Raw genomic sequence first — 15,768 nt, forward strand, 5'->3', positions numbered from 1 at the left:
ACGTTCTGGCGTCATGACGAACCCGACGGTCGACGTCGACCAACGGCACCTCGCCCGGTGGCGGAACGCGATCATCGTCGCGTTCGCCCTCGGCGGCATCAGCCTCGCTGCATGGGGCCCCCGCCTGCCCGAGCTCCGCGCCGAGCTCGGCGTCGACACCGGCACCATCGGCCTGATGCTCGGTGGCGTCACGATCGGTTCGATCGGTGGTCTGCTGTCCGCCGCCCCGCTGCTCCGGCGGTTCGGCGGCCGGAACGCCCTGACCGCGGTCGTGGTCCTCGTGCCGGTCGCCATCGCCGTCCTCGGCATCGCGGCGGCGCTGCACTCCGTGCCGCTGGCCGCGGTGGCCTTCGTCGTCGCCGGTGCCGGGATCGGCTCGCTCGACGTGATGGCGAACATCGAGGGCACGGCCATCGAGGTGCTCGCCGGACGCACGACCCTCCCGTTGATGCACGCCGCATGGTCGGGAGGCGCGGCGCTCGGTGCCGGCATCGCCGCACTCTGCGCGGCGCTCGGCATCACCGCGTCGACCCAGTTGGTGGTGGAGGCTGCGGTGCTGCTCGTGGTCGGCGTGCTCGCCATGCGCGCGATCCCGGACGGCACCCGTGCCGAGGAGCACGACGACACGATGACGGCCGGGCAGCGCATCCGCGCCTGGGCGAAGGGGTGGGCAGACGTCCGACTGCTGATGATCGGGCTCGTGATGCTCGGCGTCGAACTCGGCGAGGGGTCCGCGAACAACTGGCTCGCGCTCGCCACCACGGACGGGCACGGGCAGTCCGCGACCATCGGCGCGCTGTTCTTCACCGTGTTCGCGGTGTCCGAGGCGGCGACCCGTGTCTTCGCCGGCCCCGTCGTCGACCGGCTCGGACGGGTGAGCACGATCCGCTGGACCACGGCGCTCGGCATCGTCGGCGCCGTCCTGTTCATCGTCGGCGGCTCGTGGTGGCTCACCCTGATCGGCGTCGTGCTCTGGGCGGTCGGCGTCTCGATGGGCTTCCCGCTCGGGATGTCCGCGGCGGCGCAGAGCGGGCCGAACCCGGCCGCGCGGGTGAGCGTCGTGGCGTCGATCGGGTACTTCGCGAACTTCGCGGGGCCGCCGGTCATCGGTGCCATCGCCGAGCGCGTCGGCGCCCTGAGCGCGTTGTGGCTCGTCGCGGTGCTGTTCATCGCGGCCTTCGCCGCGTCCGGTTCGCTCCGGCCGGTGGAGCGCCGCGACTGACCACGGCGGCGGTCCCGCGCGGCCACCCGCGCCAGCTGACGCACCGGCCCGGCGTGGCCACCCGCGCCAGCTGACGCACCGGCCCGGCGTGGCCACCCACGCGGGCCGGCGCGCCGGGCCGGCACCGAGCCTCCCGGGCTAGCGTGGCCGGGTGAGCGACGACGGAACCAGGACCTTCGACAGCCCAGCCGGACGCATCCGCGGATCGCTGGACGGCGACGTCGTCCGCGTGCTCGGCGTCCCCTACGCGCAGGCCGACCGCTTCCGCCCGCCGCAGCCAATGCCCGTCTTCGACGACGTGTTCCACGCCGACTTCCCCGCGCCGGTCGCCCCGCAGCCCGCCGCGACCGTCGTCGACCAGCTGCTCCACGTCATCGAGGCCGAGGTCGACGAACGCTGCCAGGCGCTCTCGATCACGATCCCGGCCGACATCGGCGCGGACGAACGCCTCCCCGTCATGGTCTGGGTGCACGGCGGCTCGTACGTCATCGGCGGCGGCGACCTGCCGATCAACGACCCGTACGACCTGGTCCGCGAGCAGCGCGTGATCGTCGTCACCGTGACGTACCGGCTCGGCGTGCTCGGGTTCCTCGGCGACGGGGAGCGGATCCCGGCGAACCTCGGGCTGCTCGACCTCGTCGCGTCGCTCCGCTGGGTGCGGGAGAACATCGCGGCGTTCGGCGGCGACCCCGACCTCGTGACGCTCTTCGGCCAGTCCGCCGGCGGTGACGCCGTCGCGCACCTGATGATCAGCGACGGCGCCGAGGGGCTCTTCCGCCGCGCGATCGTGCAGAGCGCGCCCCTCGGGCTCTCGCGGAACCGCGCGCGGATGAACCGGGCGATGGTCGACGCCGTCGGCGTGGTCACCGAGGAGACCCCGCTCGAGGACCTGCTCGACCGTCAGGCGCTCGGCACGAAGGTCGCCGCCCCGTACGGGCTCCGTGGCGGGATGCCGTTCGGGACGCAGTACGGGTACGCGCCGCTCCCCGCCGAGCGCGACCTCGCCGATGCCTGGCGCCGAGTCGCCCCGGAGATCGACGTCCTCATCGGGTCCGCGTCCGACGAGGCCGGCATGTACGTGCCGGTCGTCCCCGTGCTGAAGCGCATCGTGCGGCACCGGGTCCCGCGTGCGCTGGTGCGGTGGTGGCTGGTCCGGCCGCTGACGGCGGTGATCTACGGCCGCGATGCCCGGGCGTTCGCGGCACGGCACCGCGCGGGCGGTGGGAACGCGACCGTCTACCGACTGCTCCGCGGCGCGACCGTCCGTCCGACGGGTGCCGTGCACATGAGCGACCTCCCGCTCCTGCTGGGCCGGAAGGCCGCGTGGGCGGGCAGCCGGTTCGTGCCAGAACGGGACTGGGCGGAGGTGGAGCGCCGCGGACCCGGCGTCCGGGCGATCTGGGCCGAGTTCGCCAGGACCGGACGGGTCACGGCGCCCGACGACGAGACGCTGGTCTTCGAGCACTGAGCGGAGTCCCCAGAACGGGCGGTCGCGGCACACCCCCGCCGCACCGGACAATCGACGTCATGCCCGCGTCCGACCACGACCTCCGCGCCAGCATCGTCGCCGCCGGCATCGCCGCGTACCGCGAGGCCGACTTCCACGACGTCGGGCCGACCGACGTCGCACGGCTGTCCGGCATCGCCGAGGAGGAGTTCCGTCGCGTCTTCCCGCTCTGGGACCTGTTCGTCGTGGCCGTCGTCGACCGCTGGAACAACGGCACCCGTCGGGCGCTCTGGGCACTCGCCGAGGAGCACGGTGCGGTCGCGTACGTCCGCGCGCGCCTGGAGTCCGGCATCGAGGAACCGGCACTCGTCCGGCTCCGCATGGCCGTCATGAGCGCCGCGTCGAGCCCGTCGCATGCTGCCGCCGGCTGGTTCCGCGGCCAGTACACACGGTCGTTCGAGGACCTCACCCTGGCCCTGGCCCGGGACGTCGTCGCCGGCCGTGAACCCCGGGGACTGTCCCCGCGGCACGGTGCGGAGCAGCTCTTCGCGCTCTACGAGGGACTCCAGCTGCAGTCGATGCTCCGGGACGACGTCGACCTGCTGCCCGGGTTCGACCGTGCCGTCGCGCGGATGCGGGTCGGCTGGGGTGCCGGCGCGACGGTCTGAAGATCTGACGGTCGGAGGCCGCGGTGTGACGCCGCGGTCTACAGGTCCAGCCGCATCACGTACCGCCGTGCCGTCGGGTGCGTGAGCTCCCGGAACCCGGCGGCCACGAACGCCGACCGTGGACCCACGAAGAGCTCGCCCCAGACGTCCTCCTTCCCCGGTGCGAACTGCATCGGGTAGCCCTCGACCGCGCGCGCCCCGTTCCGCCGCGCGTGCTCGACGGCGCCGACGACCAGCGCGTGGCTGAGGCCCTGGCGCCGGAACCCCTTCCGGACCACGAAGCAGGGGATCGCCCACACGCTCTCGTCGGTGCGGTCCTCGTCCCGTCCCGCCCACGCCACGCGGGTCCTGCGCAGCCGGACGAACGCCGGCCGTGGCTCGACGGCCGCCCACCCGACCGGTTCGCCGTCCCGGTAGGCGACGACCCCCGTGGTGTCGCGGGCGTCGGGGTCGTCGCACCCGACCTCGGCCCGGAACCGCCGGGTGCGCTCGTCGTTCGGCATGTCGGTGAACTCGCGGTCGAACGTCTTCAGCCACTGGCAGTGGCACGTCGCCGGGTCGCCGCGCTCGCCGAACACGAGGTCGAGGTCGTCCCACGGCACCTCGTTCGCGGGACGGAACGTGACCGCTCCGTCCCGGGTCGTGACCGTCGTCGTCATCGCACGCCGTCCCTCCCCGAGCGCCGCGGTGCCGCGATCCCTGCGGCTGGCACGCTCGGATGGGGCTCACGATAGCGCTCCGGGTTCGGTCGGGACGGCCTGGAGGCTCGGCGCGGCATGCGAGCGCCGGCTCCCGTTGCTGGGATGGTCGGGACATGGAGTACACCGAGTACGACACCAGGGTCGCTGCGTACGGCGTGGTCACGCACGAGGGGCGGGTGCTGCTCGCGATGCAGCGGTTCCCGGAGGCGGGGACGTGGGCGCTGCCCGGCGGCGGCGTCGAGTACGACGAGAGCGTCGAGCAGGCCGTCGTCCGCGAGTTCATGGAGGAGACCGGCTACGAGGTCGCTGTCGATGGGCTCCTCGGCGTCCGCCACCACCTCGTCCCCGCGGAGCGACGGATGCACGAGAACGGTCGCCCGATGAAGGCGCTGCAGGTCGTGTTCCGCGTGACGGTCACCGGTGGGGAGCTCCGCGACGAGGCGGACGGTTCCACGGAGCGGGCCGACTGGATCCCGATCGCCGACCTCCCGCACCACCGGCACGGCCTGGTCGTCCCGATCGCCCTCGGTTGGGCGGGCGCCCTCACCCCCTGACCGTTCAGGCGCTGACGCGCTCCCGCCCCGGTCCCTCCACGAGCCACCCCATGCTGCGCAGTTGGGCGGCGGCCTCCTCCGGATTCTCCCGCGCGACGAGTCCCGCCTGCGTCGAGACCCACCGGGCTTGGCCGTCGGCGATCGCGGAGCGCCACCCGGGCAGTGAGTCCACTCCGCACTCCTCGATGAGGAACACCAGGAACTCTTCGATGGACGGCCGGAACCGGCTGCCGCCGACCGGGTAGTGCAGTGTCGACAGCCGAGATGGGTCTCGCTGACGTCGGCCGGCCGCGGACGCCGTTGCGAGCATCGTGGTGAAGGCGCCGCGCTCCGAGTGGACGTGCCAGTGCGCAACCGGGGCACCCGACTTCGTGCGCTCGTACTCGAACCGTGCAAGGGGCTCGCGATCCGGTCGCATCAACAGCCGGAACTGCGACGTCTCGGTCCGGAATCGAGCGCTGGCGGGTTCGCTCGAGAGTGCGAACCGCACGTCGAGATCAGCGACGACCGCTCCGCCCACGCGCAGGGGGATCGTCGAGGGATCCCCGTCGTCACGCTGTGTACGCACGAGGAGCACGTTGTCCGAACGGCGTTCGAAGAACCGCACGCCGTGTTCCGGCAGCACGCCGTCGATCAGCTGCTGCAGATCGCGCACGAACCCGAAGGCCGTCGCGGCCTTGACGGTTCTCACGGTGCGTCGCTGAGCACGAAGTCGATGGCGTCGAGTTCGGCCTCGGCCTGCCACTCGTCGCCCTGGAGTTCCCGCAGTTCCATCACGGGCCCGAATCCCCTGTCGTCCAGGCCCCAGTACTGCAGGATCAGGGAGCGACGCGCGCGGAGCGCTTCTGCTCTCATCGGGTCGATCTTCGGCATGCGCATGGTCTGCTCCTTCTTCGTCGGTGCGGAGAAGGTAGATCGCCGCCGCTCCCGGGCGCCAGCTTTCGGGATGCGACATTTCGCGGGGCGGGCTACTCCGCGATGACGCTGAAGACGTTGCCCGAGGGGTCGGTGAACCACGCGATGAGCGGGCCGCCCTTGCGGTTGATGCCCTTCTCGTCGGTCATGCCCTCGTAGTGCAGGAAGCTGACGCCCTTGGCGGCGAGCTCGTCCACGGCCGCGTCGACGTCGGGCACCGGGAAGTTCAGGATCGTGAAGGACGCCGGCTCGTGCGCCGGGCCCTTCGGGTACGCCAGGACCCAGCGGCCGTCGCCGAGCTGGATCGAGAGCATGCCGTGGTCCTCGGTCACCTCGAGCCCGAGGACGTCCGTGTAGAACGCCTTCGCCTCGGCCGGGTCCCGCACGGAGAACCCGCTGAACGCCTTCGTCGCATCGATGCTCATGCCGACAGTGAACACCTCTGGGAGGATGAGGGCGTGCGCGCGGAGGGAACTGTCGACGAAGCCGTCGAGCGAGCGATCGAGCTGGCGTCGTCGCCGTCCCGCGTGGTGCTCGGCATCGCCGGGGCACCGGGAGCCGGCAAGTCGACCCTGGCTCGGCGTGTGGTCGCGGCCGTCGACGAGCGGTTCGGCGCCGGGACGGCCGTGCAGGTGCCGATGGACGGCTTCCACCTGGCGAACGCCGCACTCGACGCGCTCGGCCGGCACGACCGCAAGGGTGCGATCGACACCTTCGACGCCGACGGGTACGTGGCGCTCGTCCGGCGACTCGTCGCAGCGCAGGAACCCGTCGTCTGGGCACCCGACTTCGACCGCCGCGTCGACGAACCCGTCGCCGGCAGCATCACCGTCCCGCGCGACACCCGGCTCGTCGTCTCCGAGGGCAACTACCTGCTCGACGACGCCGCTCCCTGGAGTGCGCTCCCGGAGCTGTTCACCGAGACGTGGTTCTGCGCGGTGGACGACCGGGTCCGCGTCGACCGTCTGGTCGGGCGCCACATGCGGCACGGACGCGACCACGAGGCGGCCCGCAGCTGGGCGGTCGAGGTCGACGGTGTGAACGCCGCACGCGTCGCTGCCACGGTGACCCGAGCCTCCTGGACCGTCCGGACCTGACCACCAGCGCACCATCGAGAGGACCAGCATGACCATCGCCATCACCGGTGCGACCGGCAACATCGGCGGCGCCGTCGCCCGCTCGCTCGCCGCCGACGGGGTCCCGTTGCGGATGATCGTCCGGGACGCGTCGCGGGCGCCGGAGCTGCCCGGCACCGAGGTCCGGACGGCGACCTTCGCCGACACGGACGCGGCCCGTGCGGCGCTCGACGGCGTGGACACGCTGCTCATGGTCTCCGCGGCCGAGGCCCAGGACCGCCTGCAGCAGCACCGCGCCTTCGTCGCGGCCGCCGCGACCGCCGGTGTCCGGCACGTCGTGTACACCTCCTTCGCCGGTGCAGCGCCGGATGCGACCTTCACGCTCGGCCGCGACCACTGGGCCACCGAATCGGCGATCCGTGCGACCGGGATGGCGCACACGTTCCTGCGGGACAGCTTCTACCTGGACTTCGTCGAGGACCTCGTCGGCGAGGACGGCGTGATCCGCGGGCCGGCGGGCGACGGGGCGATGGCAGCGGTCGCGCGCGCGGACGTCGCCCGGGTGGCGGCGACGGTGCTCGCGAACCCGGCGGGGCACCTCGACCGGACGTACGACCTGACCGGCCCCGTGGCGATCACGCTCGAGCAGGCGGCTGCGATCGTGAGCGCCGAGCGTGGGAGGACCGTGACCTACCACCCGGAGACGGTGGAGGAGGCGTACGCCTCGCGGGCGAAGTGGAACCCGGAGCCGTGGCAGGCCGACGCGTGGGTGAGCACCTACACGGCGATCGCCGAGGGTGCCCTTGCGCGGGTCTCCGGCGACGTCGAGCGGGTCACCGGCCGTCCGCCGATGACCCTGCAGGACGTGCTCCGCGCGGGCTGACCGCTCGGTCGCTGCGCGTTCGTTCCCATCTCGCCTGCGGTGGGAAGAGGAAACGCGCGTGGTGGGTCGGAAGAAACGACCCCCTACGCGCGAAACGACCCCCTCCGCGCGAAACGACCCCCCTCCGCGCGGGCCCTCCGCGCGCGGCCGGCCTCGCGGGCGGCCGACCGCTCGGGTCAGGGGACCCGGCGCGCGGCCAGGGTCCCGATGACCCCGAGCACCAGGACCGCCACGAGCACGACGAGCAGCGGTGCCGTCCAGTCCCCGGTCGCACCGTGCAGCGCACCGGCGACGAGGGGCCCGGCCGACCCGATCAGGTACCCGCCGCCCTGCACGAACGCGGACATCCGGCGGGCGTCGTCGTCGTTCGAGACGAGCCGCACGATGATGATGAAGATCACCGTGATGCCGCCGCCCTGCGCCGCACCGCCGAGGATCGACCACAGCAGCCAGAGCTGGGGCGCGAAGAGCAGCCCGAGCGGCATGGCGAGCCAGAGGAACGCGACGAGGGACAGGATCGCGCGCGGACGCCAGCGTGCGGCGAGCACCGGGACGCCCAGCGCACCGACGACCGCGAGGATCTGGAACACCGACGAGCTCGCACCGGAGGACGCCTTCGAGAAACCGATGTCGTCGTGCAGCAGCGTCGGGATCCAGGCGGTGAGCGCGTAGTAGGAGAACGCCTGCCCGCCGAAGGCCAGCGTCAGTCCGATGGTCACCCAGCGCGTCGGGCGGCGGGACGGCGCGGACCCGGCGGAGGCGGTGTCGGGCAGCCGGATCGCCCCGGTGCCGAGCACCTGGTCGATCGGCCCCGTCACGGGCAGCGGTTCCACGGGAGCGCCGGCCACCGGTCGGAGCCACGCAGCTCGGGGCCCGACGGCGTACGACCACGCGAGTCCGGCGACGACGGCGAGCACACCCCACACCGCGATCGCGGCGGGCCACCCCCAGACGCTGGCGATCGGCGCGGTCCCGAGCGAGGTCGTCATCGACCCGACGTTGAGCGCCGACGTGTACACGCCGGTGACGATGCCGACGCGTTCGGGTGAGGTGTCCCGCCGGATGACGACCGGGATCACGACGTTGCCGATGGTGATGCCGATGCCGATCACCGCGGTGCCGATGAGCAGCGCCGCGGCGCTCGGGAGCGACCGGACGACCGTGCCGGCGAGCACGATCAGGAGCGAGAGCGACAGTGCTCGCTCCGGCGTGGCCTTCGCGATCACCCAGCTGGCGAGCGGCGTCGCGAGGGCGAAGCAGAGCACGGGGATCGTCGTCAGCAGGCCGGCGACCGTGGTGGTGAGACCGAGGTCGAGGCGGATGTCCCCGATCACCGGGGCCGGCGCCACGATCGGCCCGCGCAGGTTCAGCGCGACGAGGACGATCGCGACGGGCAGGACCCAGCCCGCGCGGCGGACCACTGTTCCGGTGCTCACGAACGAGCGGAGGCGTCGGCAGCGTCGGCGGCGTCGGACGCGTCGGACGCGGGGAGCGACGAGTCCGACGACCCCGGCAGCAGGATCGGCAGCAGGTCGAGCGGCGTCGCAGCCTGCGCGATGGTGCCCTCGGCCTCGGCGGGGGAGCCGTAGCCCCACTCCGCGAAGACCACGGGGACGCCGTGCACCGCGGCGCCCTCGACGTCGTGCAGGCGGTCGCCGACGAGCACCGGCCGCGAGATGTCGAACCCGCGGGCGTCGAGCCGCTTCAGCGCTTCCTCGACGACGTCGGCCTTCGATGACCGCACCTCGTCGTCGCTGGCCCCCGTGATGATGTCGATGTCCCCGGTCAGTCCGTAGTGGTCGAGGATGTACGTCGCCGGGGTCTCCGGCTTGCTCGTCGCGGTCGAGATCGGCAGGCCGGCCTCGTGCAGGGTGCGGAGCACGACGTCGATCCCCGCGAACATCGTCGAGTCCAGGGCCCCGTGCGAGAAGTAGTGCTCGCGGTACACGGCGAGCGTGCGGTCCGCCAGCGCCTCGTCCATGCCCATCGCGATGCGGAACGTGTCGAGGATCGGCGGGCCCACGAACGACATCAGCGTCGCGCGGTCGGGAACGGGGACGCCGACCTTGCGGAACGTGTACGTCAGGCTCTCCAGGATGCCCGGCGCCGAGTCGCTGATGGTTCCGTCGAGGTCGAAGAGGATGGCGCTGAACGGGCTTGTCATGACGTACCCACCCTAACCGGGGGACCGGAACCGGCCCACCCGTGCGTCGTGCCGTGCGGGGCGGCGTCGACCCGGGCCTCCCGTCCGGTCAGAACAGGCGGGTGTGCCCGCCCTCGATGCCCCGCATCGCGTCGTAGTCCAGGACCAGCACGCGGATGCCGCGGTCCTCGGCCAGCGTGCGCGCCTGCGGTGCGACCGTCTGCGCAGCCAGCACTCCCTGCACCGGACGCAGCAGCGGGTCCCGGTTCATCAGCTCGAGGTACCGGGTGAGCTGCTCGACCGCGTCGATGTTCGCGTTGCGCTTCATCTCCACCGCGACGCTCGCCCCCGCGTCGTCGCGCGCCAGGATGTCGACCGGTCCGATGGCGGTCATGTACTCGCGGCGGACCAGGGTGTGGCCGTCCCCGAGCAGTTCGATCTGCTCGGACAGGAGCTGCTGCAGGTGAGCCTCGACCCCGTCCTTCACCAGGCCCGGGTCGACGCCGAGGTCGTGGCTCTCGTCGGCGATCACCTCGTAGATGGAGACGACGAGCTTGTCCTGCGTCTTCTTCTGCGTGACGGTCCAGACCTGCTCGATGCCGTTCTCGGCCTGCTCTTCGGAGGGGTCGCCGATCTCGATCGAGCACGGCGGGCTCATCCAGTTCAGCGGCTTGTAGCTGCCGCCGTCCGAGTGGACGAGCAGCGAGCCGTCGGCCTTGAGCATGAGGAGCCGAGTCGCGAGGGGCAGGTGGGCCGACAGGCGACCGGCGTAGTCGACGGAGCAGCGGGCGATGACGAGACGCACCCCGGAAGCCTAACCGGCGTCTGGTCGCGTTCCGGACGTCGCGTCCGCCTTCGTCGCGTTCTCTGCCTGGAGGCTCGGCTCGGCCCCGCTCGGTCCGTCGCCCCCGCCCCGGGCCGGGTCCACCGCACCGGCGGTCGCGCCCGGCGTCCGCTCGCGCGCCGCCCCCGATGCCAGCCCGGCGGCGATGATGAACACGAACACGATGAGCAGCCCGTTGAGCAGCCCGAAGTGCTCGCCCACCAGCCCGATGATCGGCGGCCCGGCGAGGAACGCGACGTACCCGATGGTCGCCACGGCGCTGACCCGGGCGGCGGCCGTGCGGGGGTCGTCGGCCGCGGCGGACATGCCCATCGGGAAGCCGAGGCTCGCGCCGAGGCCCCAGAGCACCACGCCGACGATCGCGAGCGGCACGTTCGGGACGAAGATCAGCATGCCGAGGCCGACGACGGCGACCGCAGCGCTCGTGCGGAGCACCGGGACCCGGCCGAAGCGGTCGATGAGGGGGCTGCCGGCGATCCGGCCGACGGTCATCGCGGCGAGGAACACGGTGAGCACGGCGGAGCCGCCGTCGTTGGCGAGCCCGTGCCCGTCGATCATGGCGAGGGGGAGCCAGTCGTTGGCGGAGCCCTCGGCCAGGGCCATGCCGAGGACGATCACGCCGATGAGCAGGGTCGACGGCTGCTTCCAGATCGCCCAGCGGGAGACCGGCAGCGTGACGGGGCTGGTGTCGGTCGGCTCGGGGTCGGACACCCGCTCGTCGCCGAACCAGCGGACGACGGTGACCAGCGCGATGCTCGTGACGATCCCGAGCACGATGAAGTGCAGGGCGACGGGGACCTCGTAGCGCTCGGCCAGGGCGCCGAGGCCGGCGCCGGCCAGGGTCCCGACGCTGAACGCGGCATGGAACAGCGGCATGATCGTCCGGCCGCCGAGCCGCTCGGCCGTGGCCCCGGTGACGTTCATCGACACGTCGCAGAGGCCGTTGCCGAACCCGAACGCGATGAGGCTGATCCAGATGGCGGCGAAGCCCCAGCCGAGGCTGACGGAGATCCCGGCCATGACGAGGCCGAGCGCGAGGCACACGGCGGCGATCTGCACCCCGCGCTTGGCACCGAGACGGCCGACGATGTGACCCGCGAAGGTGAGACCGGCGATGGACCCGACGGACATCCCGACGACGAGCAGACCCATCTCCAGGGTGCTCGCGCCGAGTTCGTCGCGCACGCTCGGGATGCGCCCGAGCCAGGTGGCGATGTCGAGCCCGGAGAGCGTGAACACGACGAACACCGCGTTGCGCCAGGCGCGGGTGCTCGGTGCGGTCCAGGTGGGGGACGCCGTCGTCATGGTTCTTTCCGATCGAATCGATTCGAGTGAGGTTCTCGGATACGCTAACCGGCGATGGACGACACGGCAACAGACAGCGGCGAGTCGGGCTCGGCCCGGACGGCACGGCCGACCCTCGTCGCCGTCGCGCGCGCGGCCGGGGTCGCACCATCCACCGCGTCACTCGCCTTCAGCGGCAGCGGCCCCGTCTCCGAGGAGACCAGGGCACGCGTGCTCGCCGCGGCGGCGTCGCTCGGCTACGACGGCCCGGACCCGCGTGCACGGTCGCTCCGCCGCGGTCGCTCCGGCGTGATCGGCGTCGTGATGGACGAGCGACTCAGTGACGCCTTCCGTGACCCGGTCAACGTCCTGACGCTCGACGGCATCGCCGAGGTCGCGGGGGAAGCGGGGGCCTCCCTGCTCCTCGTCCGCAGCCCGCTCGACGACGAACGGGGTGCCGGACCCCTCGTGGACGCGCCGATGGACGCGGTGGTGCTCGTCGGCTGCAACGTGCGGGTCGACCCGGCCGTCGCCGTGCTCCGGCGTCGCGGGATCCCGGTCGTCGCGATCGAGGCCGACGACATCGAGGGCGCCGTCCCCATCCAGCTCGACAACCGCGAGGGCTCGCGACGCGCCTCGGCGTTCCTCCGCGACCTCGGGCACGAGTCCGTCACGGTCGTCACCCTGCCGCTCGACGCCAAGCGGCAGCGCGGGCCGATCTCCGCCGAGCGGTTCGCCGCGGGCACGGCGTTCACGACGATGGAGCGGCTCCGCGGGGTGCGCGGCGTCTTCCCGGACGCCGTCGCGATCGAGGCCGGGGGCAGCTCGGTGGAGGAAGGCCGCGCCGCCGGTGCCGCGTTGTTCGGACCGGGGGGCAGCCGTCCCACCGCGGTCGTGGCGCAGAGCGACCTGCTCGCGGTCGGGGTGATCTCCGCCGCGCTCGAGGCCGGGCTCCGCGTGCCGGAGGACGTCAGCGTCGTCGGCTTCGACGGCATCCAGGTCGACGACAGCCTGTTCCACCGCTCCCCGATCCGGCAGCTGACCACGCTCGTGCAGCCGTTCGTGCAGAAGGGCCAGGCGGCGGCACGTGCTGCGCTCGCCATGCTCGAGGGTGCCGCACCCACGCCGGCGTCCTTCCGCTCCGAGCTCCGCATCGGCGACACGACGGCGCCGCCGCGCGCGTAGCGCCGCCGCCGCGCTGCCCGCGCCGCCGCGGCACCCGCGCACCGTGCGCCCGCGCCGCGCCGCCCACCCGACGCTCAGCGCGCCATCGCCACCGCGATCCACCCCGGCCGGTGCGCCCGCACGCCGAGCGTCACCGCGCGCACCCCGATGTACCCGAACGAGAACACCGCCCAGAGCGCCGCGAGCCCGTCCCCGAACGCCCAGAGCAGCGGCAGGTACACGACGAGGTTCACCCCGCCGGCGATCGCCAGGTACCGGGCGTCACCCGCGCCGATGAGCACCCCGTCGAGCACGAACACGTACCCGGCGATCGGCATCCCCGCCGCGATGAGCACGAGCACGACCGGCAGCGACGACCGCACCGCCGCGGAGCCTCCGAACACCGGGCCGAGCACTCCGCTGACCGCGAGCGTCAGCGCCCCGAGCAGCACCCCGCCCGCGATGCCGAGCACCACGAGCCGCGTCGTGACGAGCCGCACCCGGTCGGCGTCCCCGGCCCCGAGGGCGTGCCCGACGAGCGCCTGCCCCGCGATCGCGAGTGCGTCCAGGGCGAAGGCGAGCGTGCCGAACACCGTCAGCCCGACCTGGGTGGTCGCGAGCCCGGTCGTGCCGAGCCCCGCTGCGACCGCGATCGTCGCGAGCATCGCCACGCGGAGCGACGCCGTCCGGAGGAACAGCCACGCCCCCGACCGCAGCGCACGGACCACGCCCGATGCGCCCGGCCGGAGCGGAGCGCCCACGGTCCGCGCAGCCCGCACCGCGATGACGACGTACACGGCGGCCATCGCCCACTGCACGATGACGGTGCCCGCGGCGGAGCCCTCGACGCCCCACCCGAGGCCGTAGATCAGGAGTGCGTTGAGCAGTCCGTTCGCGATGAAGCCGACCGTGGCGACGACGAGCGGCGTCCTCGTGTCCTGCAGTCCACGGAGGAGGCCGGTGGACGCCGTCACGACGAGGATCCCGGGCAGGCCGATGAGCGAGACGAGCAGGTAGGCGGTCGCGGCACTCGACACCGGGGCGGCTGCGCCGAAGAGCGACACGAGCGGCCCGGCGAGCGGCCAGCCGATCAGCGCGAGCACGACCCCGAGTCCCAGGGCCAGCCACATCCCGTCGATGCCGGCGTGCACCGCGCCGCGCCGGTCGCCGCCGCCCAGCGCCCGTGCGACGGCCGGGGTCGTCGAGTAGGCCAGGAACACGAGCAGCCCGGTCACGGTCTGCAGCACGGCGGCGGCGAGCCCGACCGCCGCGAGCGACGTCGCGCCGAGGTGCCCGACCAGCGCCGTGTCCGTCATCAGGAACAGCGGTTCGACGACGAGGGCGCCGAGCGCCGGGAGTGCCAGCCGGACGATGTCGCGGTCGACGGCGCGGCGGGACGAGGCCATCACGACATCATGCCGGACGGGAGGCCCGGGTCGGGCCCGACCCGGGCCTCCCGTCCGTCGCCTGGTGGCGTCAGCCGCGGTCGGCGCGCGGTTCCGCAGGGACGCCGCCGGTGGCGGCGTGTGCGGACTCGGACACGTCGGGCGTGGCCGGGTCGGTGCCGCGGGCCCGACCGATGAGGTCCATCAGGTGGTAGACGACGATCGCCGCGACGGTCCCGACGATGATGCCGCCGAAGCTCGCCTGGCCGAACGAGAACGTGAAGTCCGCGATGCCGATGATGAGCGCGATGCCCGCCGTCAGCTGGTTCTTCGGCTTGGAGAAGTCGACGCGGTTCTCCACCCAGATGCGGATGCCGATGACGCCGATCAGGCCGTACAGCGCGGTGGTTGCACCGCCGAGGACGCCGGCGGGCACGGAGGAGATGACCGCACCGATCTTCGGGGAGAGCCCGAGCAGGACGGCGACGATCGCGGCCACCCAGTACGCGGCGGTGGAGAACACCCGGGTCGCCGCCATCACGCCGATGTTCTCGCCGTAGGTCGTCGTCGCGGAGCCGCCACCGACACCAGCCAGCACGGTGGAGATGCCGTCGGCGAAGAGCGCCCGACCGGTCAGCGGCGTGAGGTCGCGGCCGGTGAGCTGTCCGACGCCCTTCACGTGGCCGACGTTCTCGGCGATGAGCGCGAGGACGACCGGCACGAACGCCAGGTAGATCGCGAGCTGCGACGGGTCGAAGGCCGGCGCGGTGAACTCCGGCAGCCCGACCCAGGCGGCAGCGCCGACGGCGGAGAAGTCCACCTGCCCGCCGATGAGCGCCGCGACGTACCCGATGACCACGCCGATGACGATGGAGAGCCGCCCGATCAGCCCCTTGAAGAGCACCGTCACGAGGATGATCGCGAGCAGGGTGATCAGCGCGACGACGGGGGCCTTCGTGAAGTTGTCGCGCGCCGCGGGGGCGAGGTTGAACCCGATCAACGCGACGATCGCGCCGGAGACGATCGGCGGCATCAGCCGGTCGATCCAGCCGGCGCCGGCGAGGTGCACGACCAGGCCGATCACGGCGAGGAGCGCACCGACGACGATGATGCCGGAGAGCGCGAGGGGGATGCCGCCGATCTTCGTCGCGGCACCGATGGGGGCGATGAAGGCGAACGAGGACCCGAGGTAGCTCGGCAGGCGGTTCCCGGTGATGAGCAGGAACAGGATCGTCCCGATGCCGCTGAAGAGCAGGGTCGTGGACGGCGGGAAGCCGGTGAGCAGCGGGACGAGGAACGTCGCGCCGAACATCGCGACGACGTGCTGGACGCCGAGCCCGATCGTGCGGCCCCAGGTGAGGCGTTCGTCCGGTGCCACGATCGTCGTCGCCGAGACGGTCGCGCCGTCTCCGTGCAGCTTCCACGGGAGTCCCATGCGACGACCGTACCGGCACCCGCACCCCCGTGACGGCGCCGGTCCGG

At 72.8% G+C, this 15,768-nt stretch carries 17 protein-coding genes; 7 read left to right on the forward strand and 10 right to left on the reverse strand.

The genetic code is table 11. The features are described 5' to 3' along the window. Positions 1-13 precede the first annotated feature (13 nt). The 3 genes from EDF55_RS11515 (at position 14) to EDF55_RS11525 (ending at position 3,337) form a co-directional block, all read left to right on the forward strand. Positions 14-1,222 carry an MFS transporter gene (locus tag EDF55_RS11515; RefSeq protein ID WP_123655090.1) on the forward strand — a complete coding sequence of 403 codons (1,209 nt, stop codon included), beginning with the start codon at positions 14-16 and terminating at the stop codon, positions 1,220-1,222. A gap of 151 nt (positions 1,223-1,373) precedes the next feature. Continuing rightward, positions 1,374-2,690 (forward strand): carboxylesterase family protein, encoded by a 1,317-nt coding sequence (locus EDF55_RS11520; RefSeq protein WP_123655091.1) that lies wholly within the window; start codon positions 1,374-1,376, stop codon positions 2,688-2,690. 59 nt (positions 2,691-2,749) lie between these two features. After that, complete coding sequence (locus tag EDF55_RS11525) at positions 2,750-3,337, forward strand: hypothetical protein (protein ID WP_123655092.1); 588 nt, start codon at positions 2,750-2,752, stop codon at positions 3,335-3,337. Between the two features lie 38 nt (positions 3,338-3,375). Here EDF55_RS11525 and EDF55_RS11530 read toward each other — a convergent pair whose 3' ends face one another. Beyond that, positions 3,376-3,996 (reverse strand): GNAT family N-acetyltransferase, encoded by a 621-nt coding sequence (locus EDF55_RS11530; RefSeq protein WP_123655093.1) that lies wholly within the window; start codon positions 3,994-3,996, stop codon positions 3,376-3,378. A gap of 155 nt (positions 3,997-4,151) precedes the next feature. Between EDF55_RS11530 and EDF55_RS11535 the strand changes: the two genes are divergently transcribed. Further along, a complete protein-coding gene (locus EDF55_RS11535; RefSeq protein ID WP_123655094.1) occupies positions 4,152-4,592 on the forward strand; it encodes an NUDIX hydrolase in 441 nt (146 codons plus the stop codon). Positions 4,593-4,596: 4 nt separating this feature from the next. Here the strand turns inward: EDF55_RS11535 and EDF55_RS11540 are convergent, their stop codons facing one another. From EDF55_RS11540 to EDF55_RS11550, 3 genes are all read right to left on the reverse strand, one after another. Continuing rightward, positions 4,597-5,283 carry a hypothetical protein gene (locus EDF55_RS11540; protein ID WP_123655095.1) on the reverse strand — a complete coding sequence of 229 codons (687 nt, stop codon included), beginning with the start codon at positions 5,281-5,283 and terminating at the stop codon, positions 4,597-4,599. Continuing rightward, positions 5,280-5,471, reverse strand: a complete 192-nt coding sequence (locus tag EDF55_RS11545) for a hypothetical protein (RefSeq protein WP_123655096.1) — start codon at positions 5,469-5,471, stop codon at positions 5,280-5,282. Before EDF55_RS11545 ends, EDF55_RS11540 begins: the two co-directional genes overlap by 4 nt. Before the next feature lie 89 nt (positions 5,472-5,560). Then, on the reverse strand, positions 5,561-5,932 hold the full coding sequence (locus tag EDF55_RS11550; RefSeq protein ID WP_123655097.1) for a VOC family protein: 372 nt from the start codon (positions 5,930-5,932) through the stop codon (positions 5,561-5,563). Between the two features lie 33 nt (positions 5,933-5,965). Between EDF55_RS11550 and EDF55_RS11555 the strand changes: the two genes are divergently transcribed. Together EDF55_RS11555 and EDF55_RS11560 are read left to right on the forward strand one after the other, a co-directional pair. After that, positions 5,966-6,604 carry a nucleoside/nucleotide kinase family protein gene (locus EDF55_RS11555; RefSeq protein ID WP_123655098.1) on the forward strand — a complete coding sequence of 213 codons (639 nt, stop codon included), beginning with the start codon at positions 5,966-5,968 and terminating at the stop codon, positions 6,602-6,604. Positions 6,605-6,632: 28 nt separating this feature from the next. Continuing rightward, positions 6,633-7,466 carry an SDR family oxidoreductase gene (locus EDF55_RS11560; RefSeq protein WP_123655099.1) on the forward strand — a complete coding sequence of 278 codons (834 nt, stop codon included), beginning with the start codon at positions 6,633-6,635 and terminating at the stop codon, positions 7,464-7,466. 176 nt (positions 7,467-7,642) lie between these two features. On the opposite strand, the gene EDF55_RS11565 is transcribed toward EDF55_RS11560, so the two are convergent. From EDF55_RS11565 to EDF55_RS11580, 4 genes are all read right to left on the reverse strand, one after another. Further along, the gene (locus tag EDF55_RS11565) at positions 7,643-8,902 is read right to left on the reverse strand and encodes a CynX/NimT family MFS transporter (protein WP_185017336.1); all 1,260 of its coding nucleotides are present in this window, start codon (positions 8,900-8,902) and stop codon (positions 7,643-7,645) included. Beyond that, positions 8,899-9,630, reverse strand: coding sequence for an HAD hydrolase-like protein (locus tag EDF55_RS11570; protein WP_123655100.1), 732 nt, complete (start codon positions 9,628-9,630; stop codon positions 8,899-8,901). Before EDF55_RS11570 ends, EDF55_RS11565 begins: the two co-directional genes overlap by 4 nt. 88 nt (positions 9,631-9,718) lie before the next feature. Further along, on the reverse strand, positions 9,719-10,414 hold the full coding sequence (nucS, locus tag EDF55_RS11575; protein ID WP_123655101.1) for an endonuclease NucS: 696 nt from the start codon (positions 10,412-10,414) through the stop codon (positions 9,719-9,721). Positions 10,415-10,423: 9 nt separating this feature from the next. Further along, positions 10,424-11,758: an MFS transporter gene (locus EDF55_RS11580; protein WP_123655102.1), complete on the reverse strand. Its 1,335-nt coding sequence runs from the start codon at positions 11,756-11,758 to the stop codon at positions 10,424-10,426. Between the two features lie 54 nt (positions 11,759-11,812). On the opposite strand from EDF55_RS11580, the gene EDF55_RS11585 reads away from it, so the two are divergent. Beyond that, positions 11,813-12,922, forward strand: a complete 1,110-nt coding sequence (locus EDF55_RS11585) for a substrate-binding domain-containing protein (RefSeq protein ID WP_123655103.1) — start codon at positions 11,813-11,815, stop codon at positions 12,920-12,922. Positions 12,923-12,996: 74 nt separating this feature from the next. On the opposite strand, the gene EDF55_RS11590 is transcribed toward EDF55_RS11585, so the two are convergent. Next, positions 12,997-14,307, reverse strand: a complete 1,311-nt coding sequence (locus EDF55_RS11590; RefSeq protein ID WP_123655104.1) for an MATE family efflux transporter — start codon at positions 14,305-14,307, stop codon at positions 12,997-12,999. Positions 14,308-14,377: 70 nt separating this feature from the next. Then, positions 14,378-15,721: a uracil-xanthine permease family protein gene (locus EDF55_RS11595; protein ID WP_123655105.1), complete on the reverse strand. Its 1,344-nt coding sequence runs from the start codon at positions 15,719-15,721 to the stop codon at positions 14,378-14,380. Positions 15,722-15,768 lie beyond the last annotated feature (47 nt).

This window comes from Curtobacterium sp. ZW137 (assembly GCF_003762905.1).
Taxonomy (GTDB): Bacteria; Actinomycetota; Actinomycetes; order Actinomycetales; family Microbacteriaceae; genus Curtobacterium.

Coding starts and splice junctions, on each gene's coding strand:
- EDF55_RS11560 (WP_123655099.1), top strand. CDS start 6,633: ATGACCATCGCCATCACCGGTGCGACCGGCAACATCGGCGGCGCCGTC.
- EDF55_RS11535 (WP_123655094.1), top strand. CDS start 4,152: ATGGAGTACACCGAGTACGACACCAGGGTCGCTGCGTACGGCGTGGTC.
- EDF55_RS11585 (WP_123655103.1), top strand. CDS start 11,813: ATGGACGACACGGCAACAGACAGCGGCGAGTCGGGCTCGGCCCGGACG.
- EDF55_RS11580 (WP_123655102.1), bottom strand. CDS start 11,758: ATGACGACGGCGTCCCCCACCTGGACCGCACCGAGCACCCGCGCCTGG.
- EDF55_RS11545 (WP_123655096.1), bottom strand. CDS start 5,471: ATGCGCATGCCGAAGATCGACCCGATGAGAGCAGAAGCGCTCCGCGCG.
- EDF55_RS11595 (WP_123655105.1), bottom strand. CDS start 15,721: ATGGGACTCCCGTGGAAGCTGCACGGAGACGGCGCGACCGTCTCGGCG.
- EDF55_RS11550 (WP_123655097.1), bottom strand. CDS start 5,932: ATGAGCATCGATGCGACGAAGGCGTTCAGCGGGTTCTCCGTGCGGGAC.
- EDF55_RS11525 (WP_123655092.1), top strand. CDS start 2,750: ATGCCCGCGTCCGACCACGACCTCCGCGCCAGCATCGTCGCCGCCGGC.
- EDF55_RS11570 (WP_123655100.1), bottom strand. CDS start 9,630: ATGACAAGCCCGTTCAGCGCCATCCTCTTCGACCTCGACGGAACCATC.
- EDF55_RS11590 (WP_123655104.1), bottom strand. CDS start 14,307: ATGGCCTCGTCCCGCCGCGCCGTCGACCGCGACATCGTCCGGCTGGCA.
- EDF55_RS11515 (WP_123655090.1), top strand. CDS start 14: ATGACGAACCCGACGGTCGACGTCGACCAACGGCACCTCGCCCGGTGG.
- EDF55_RS11530 (WP_123655093.1), bottom strand. CDS start 3,996: ATGACGACGACGGTCACGACCCGGGACGGAGCGGTCACGTTCCGTCCC.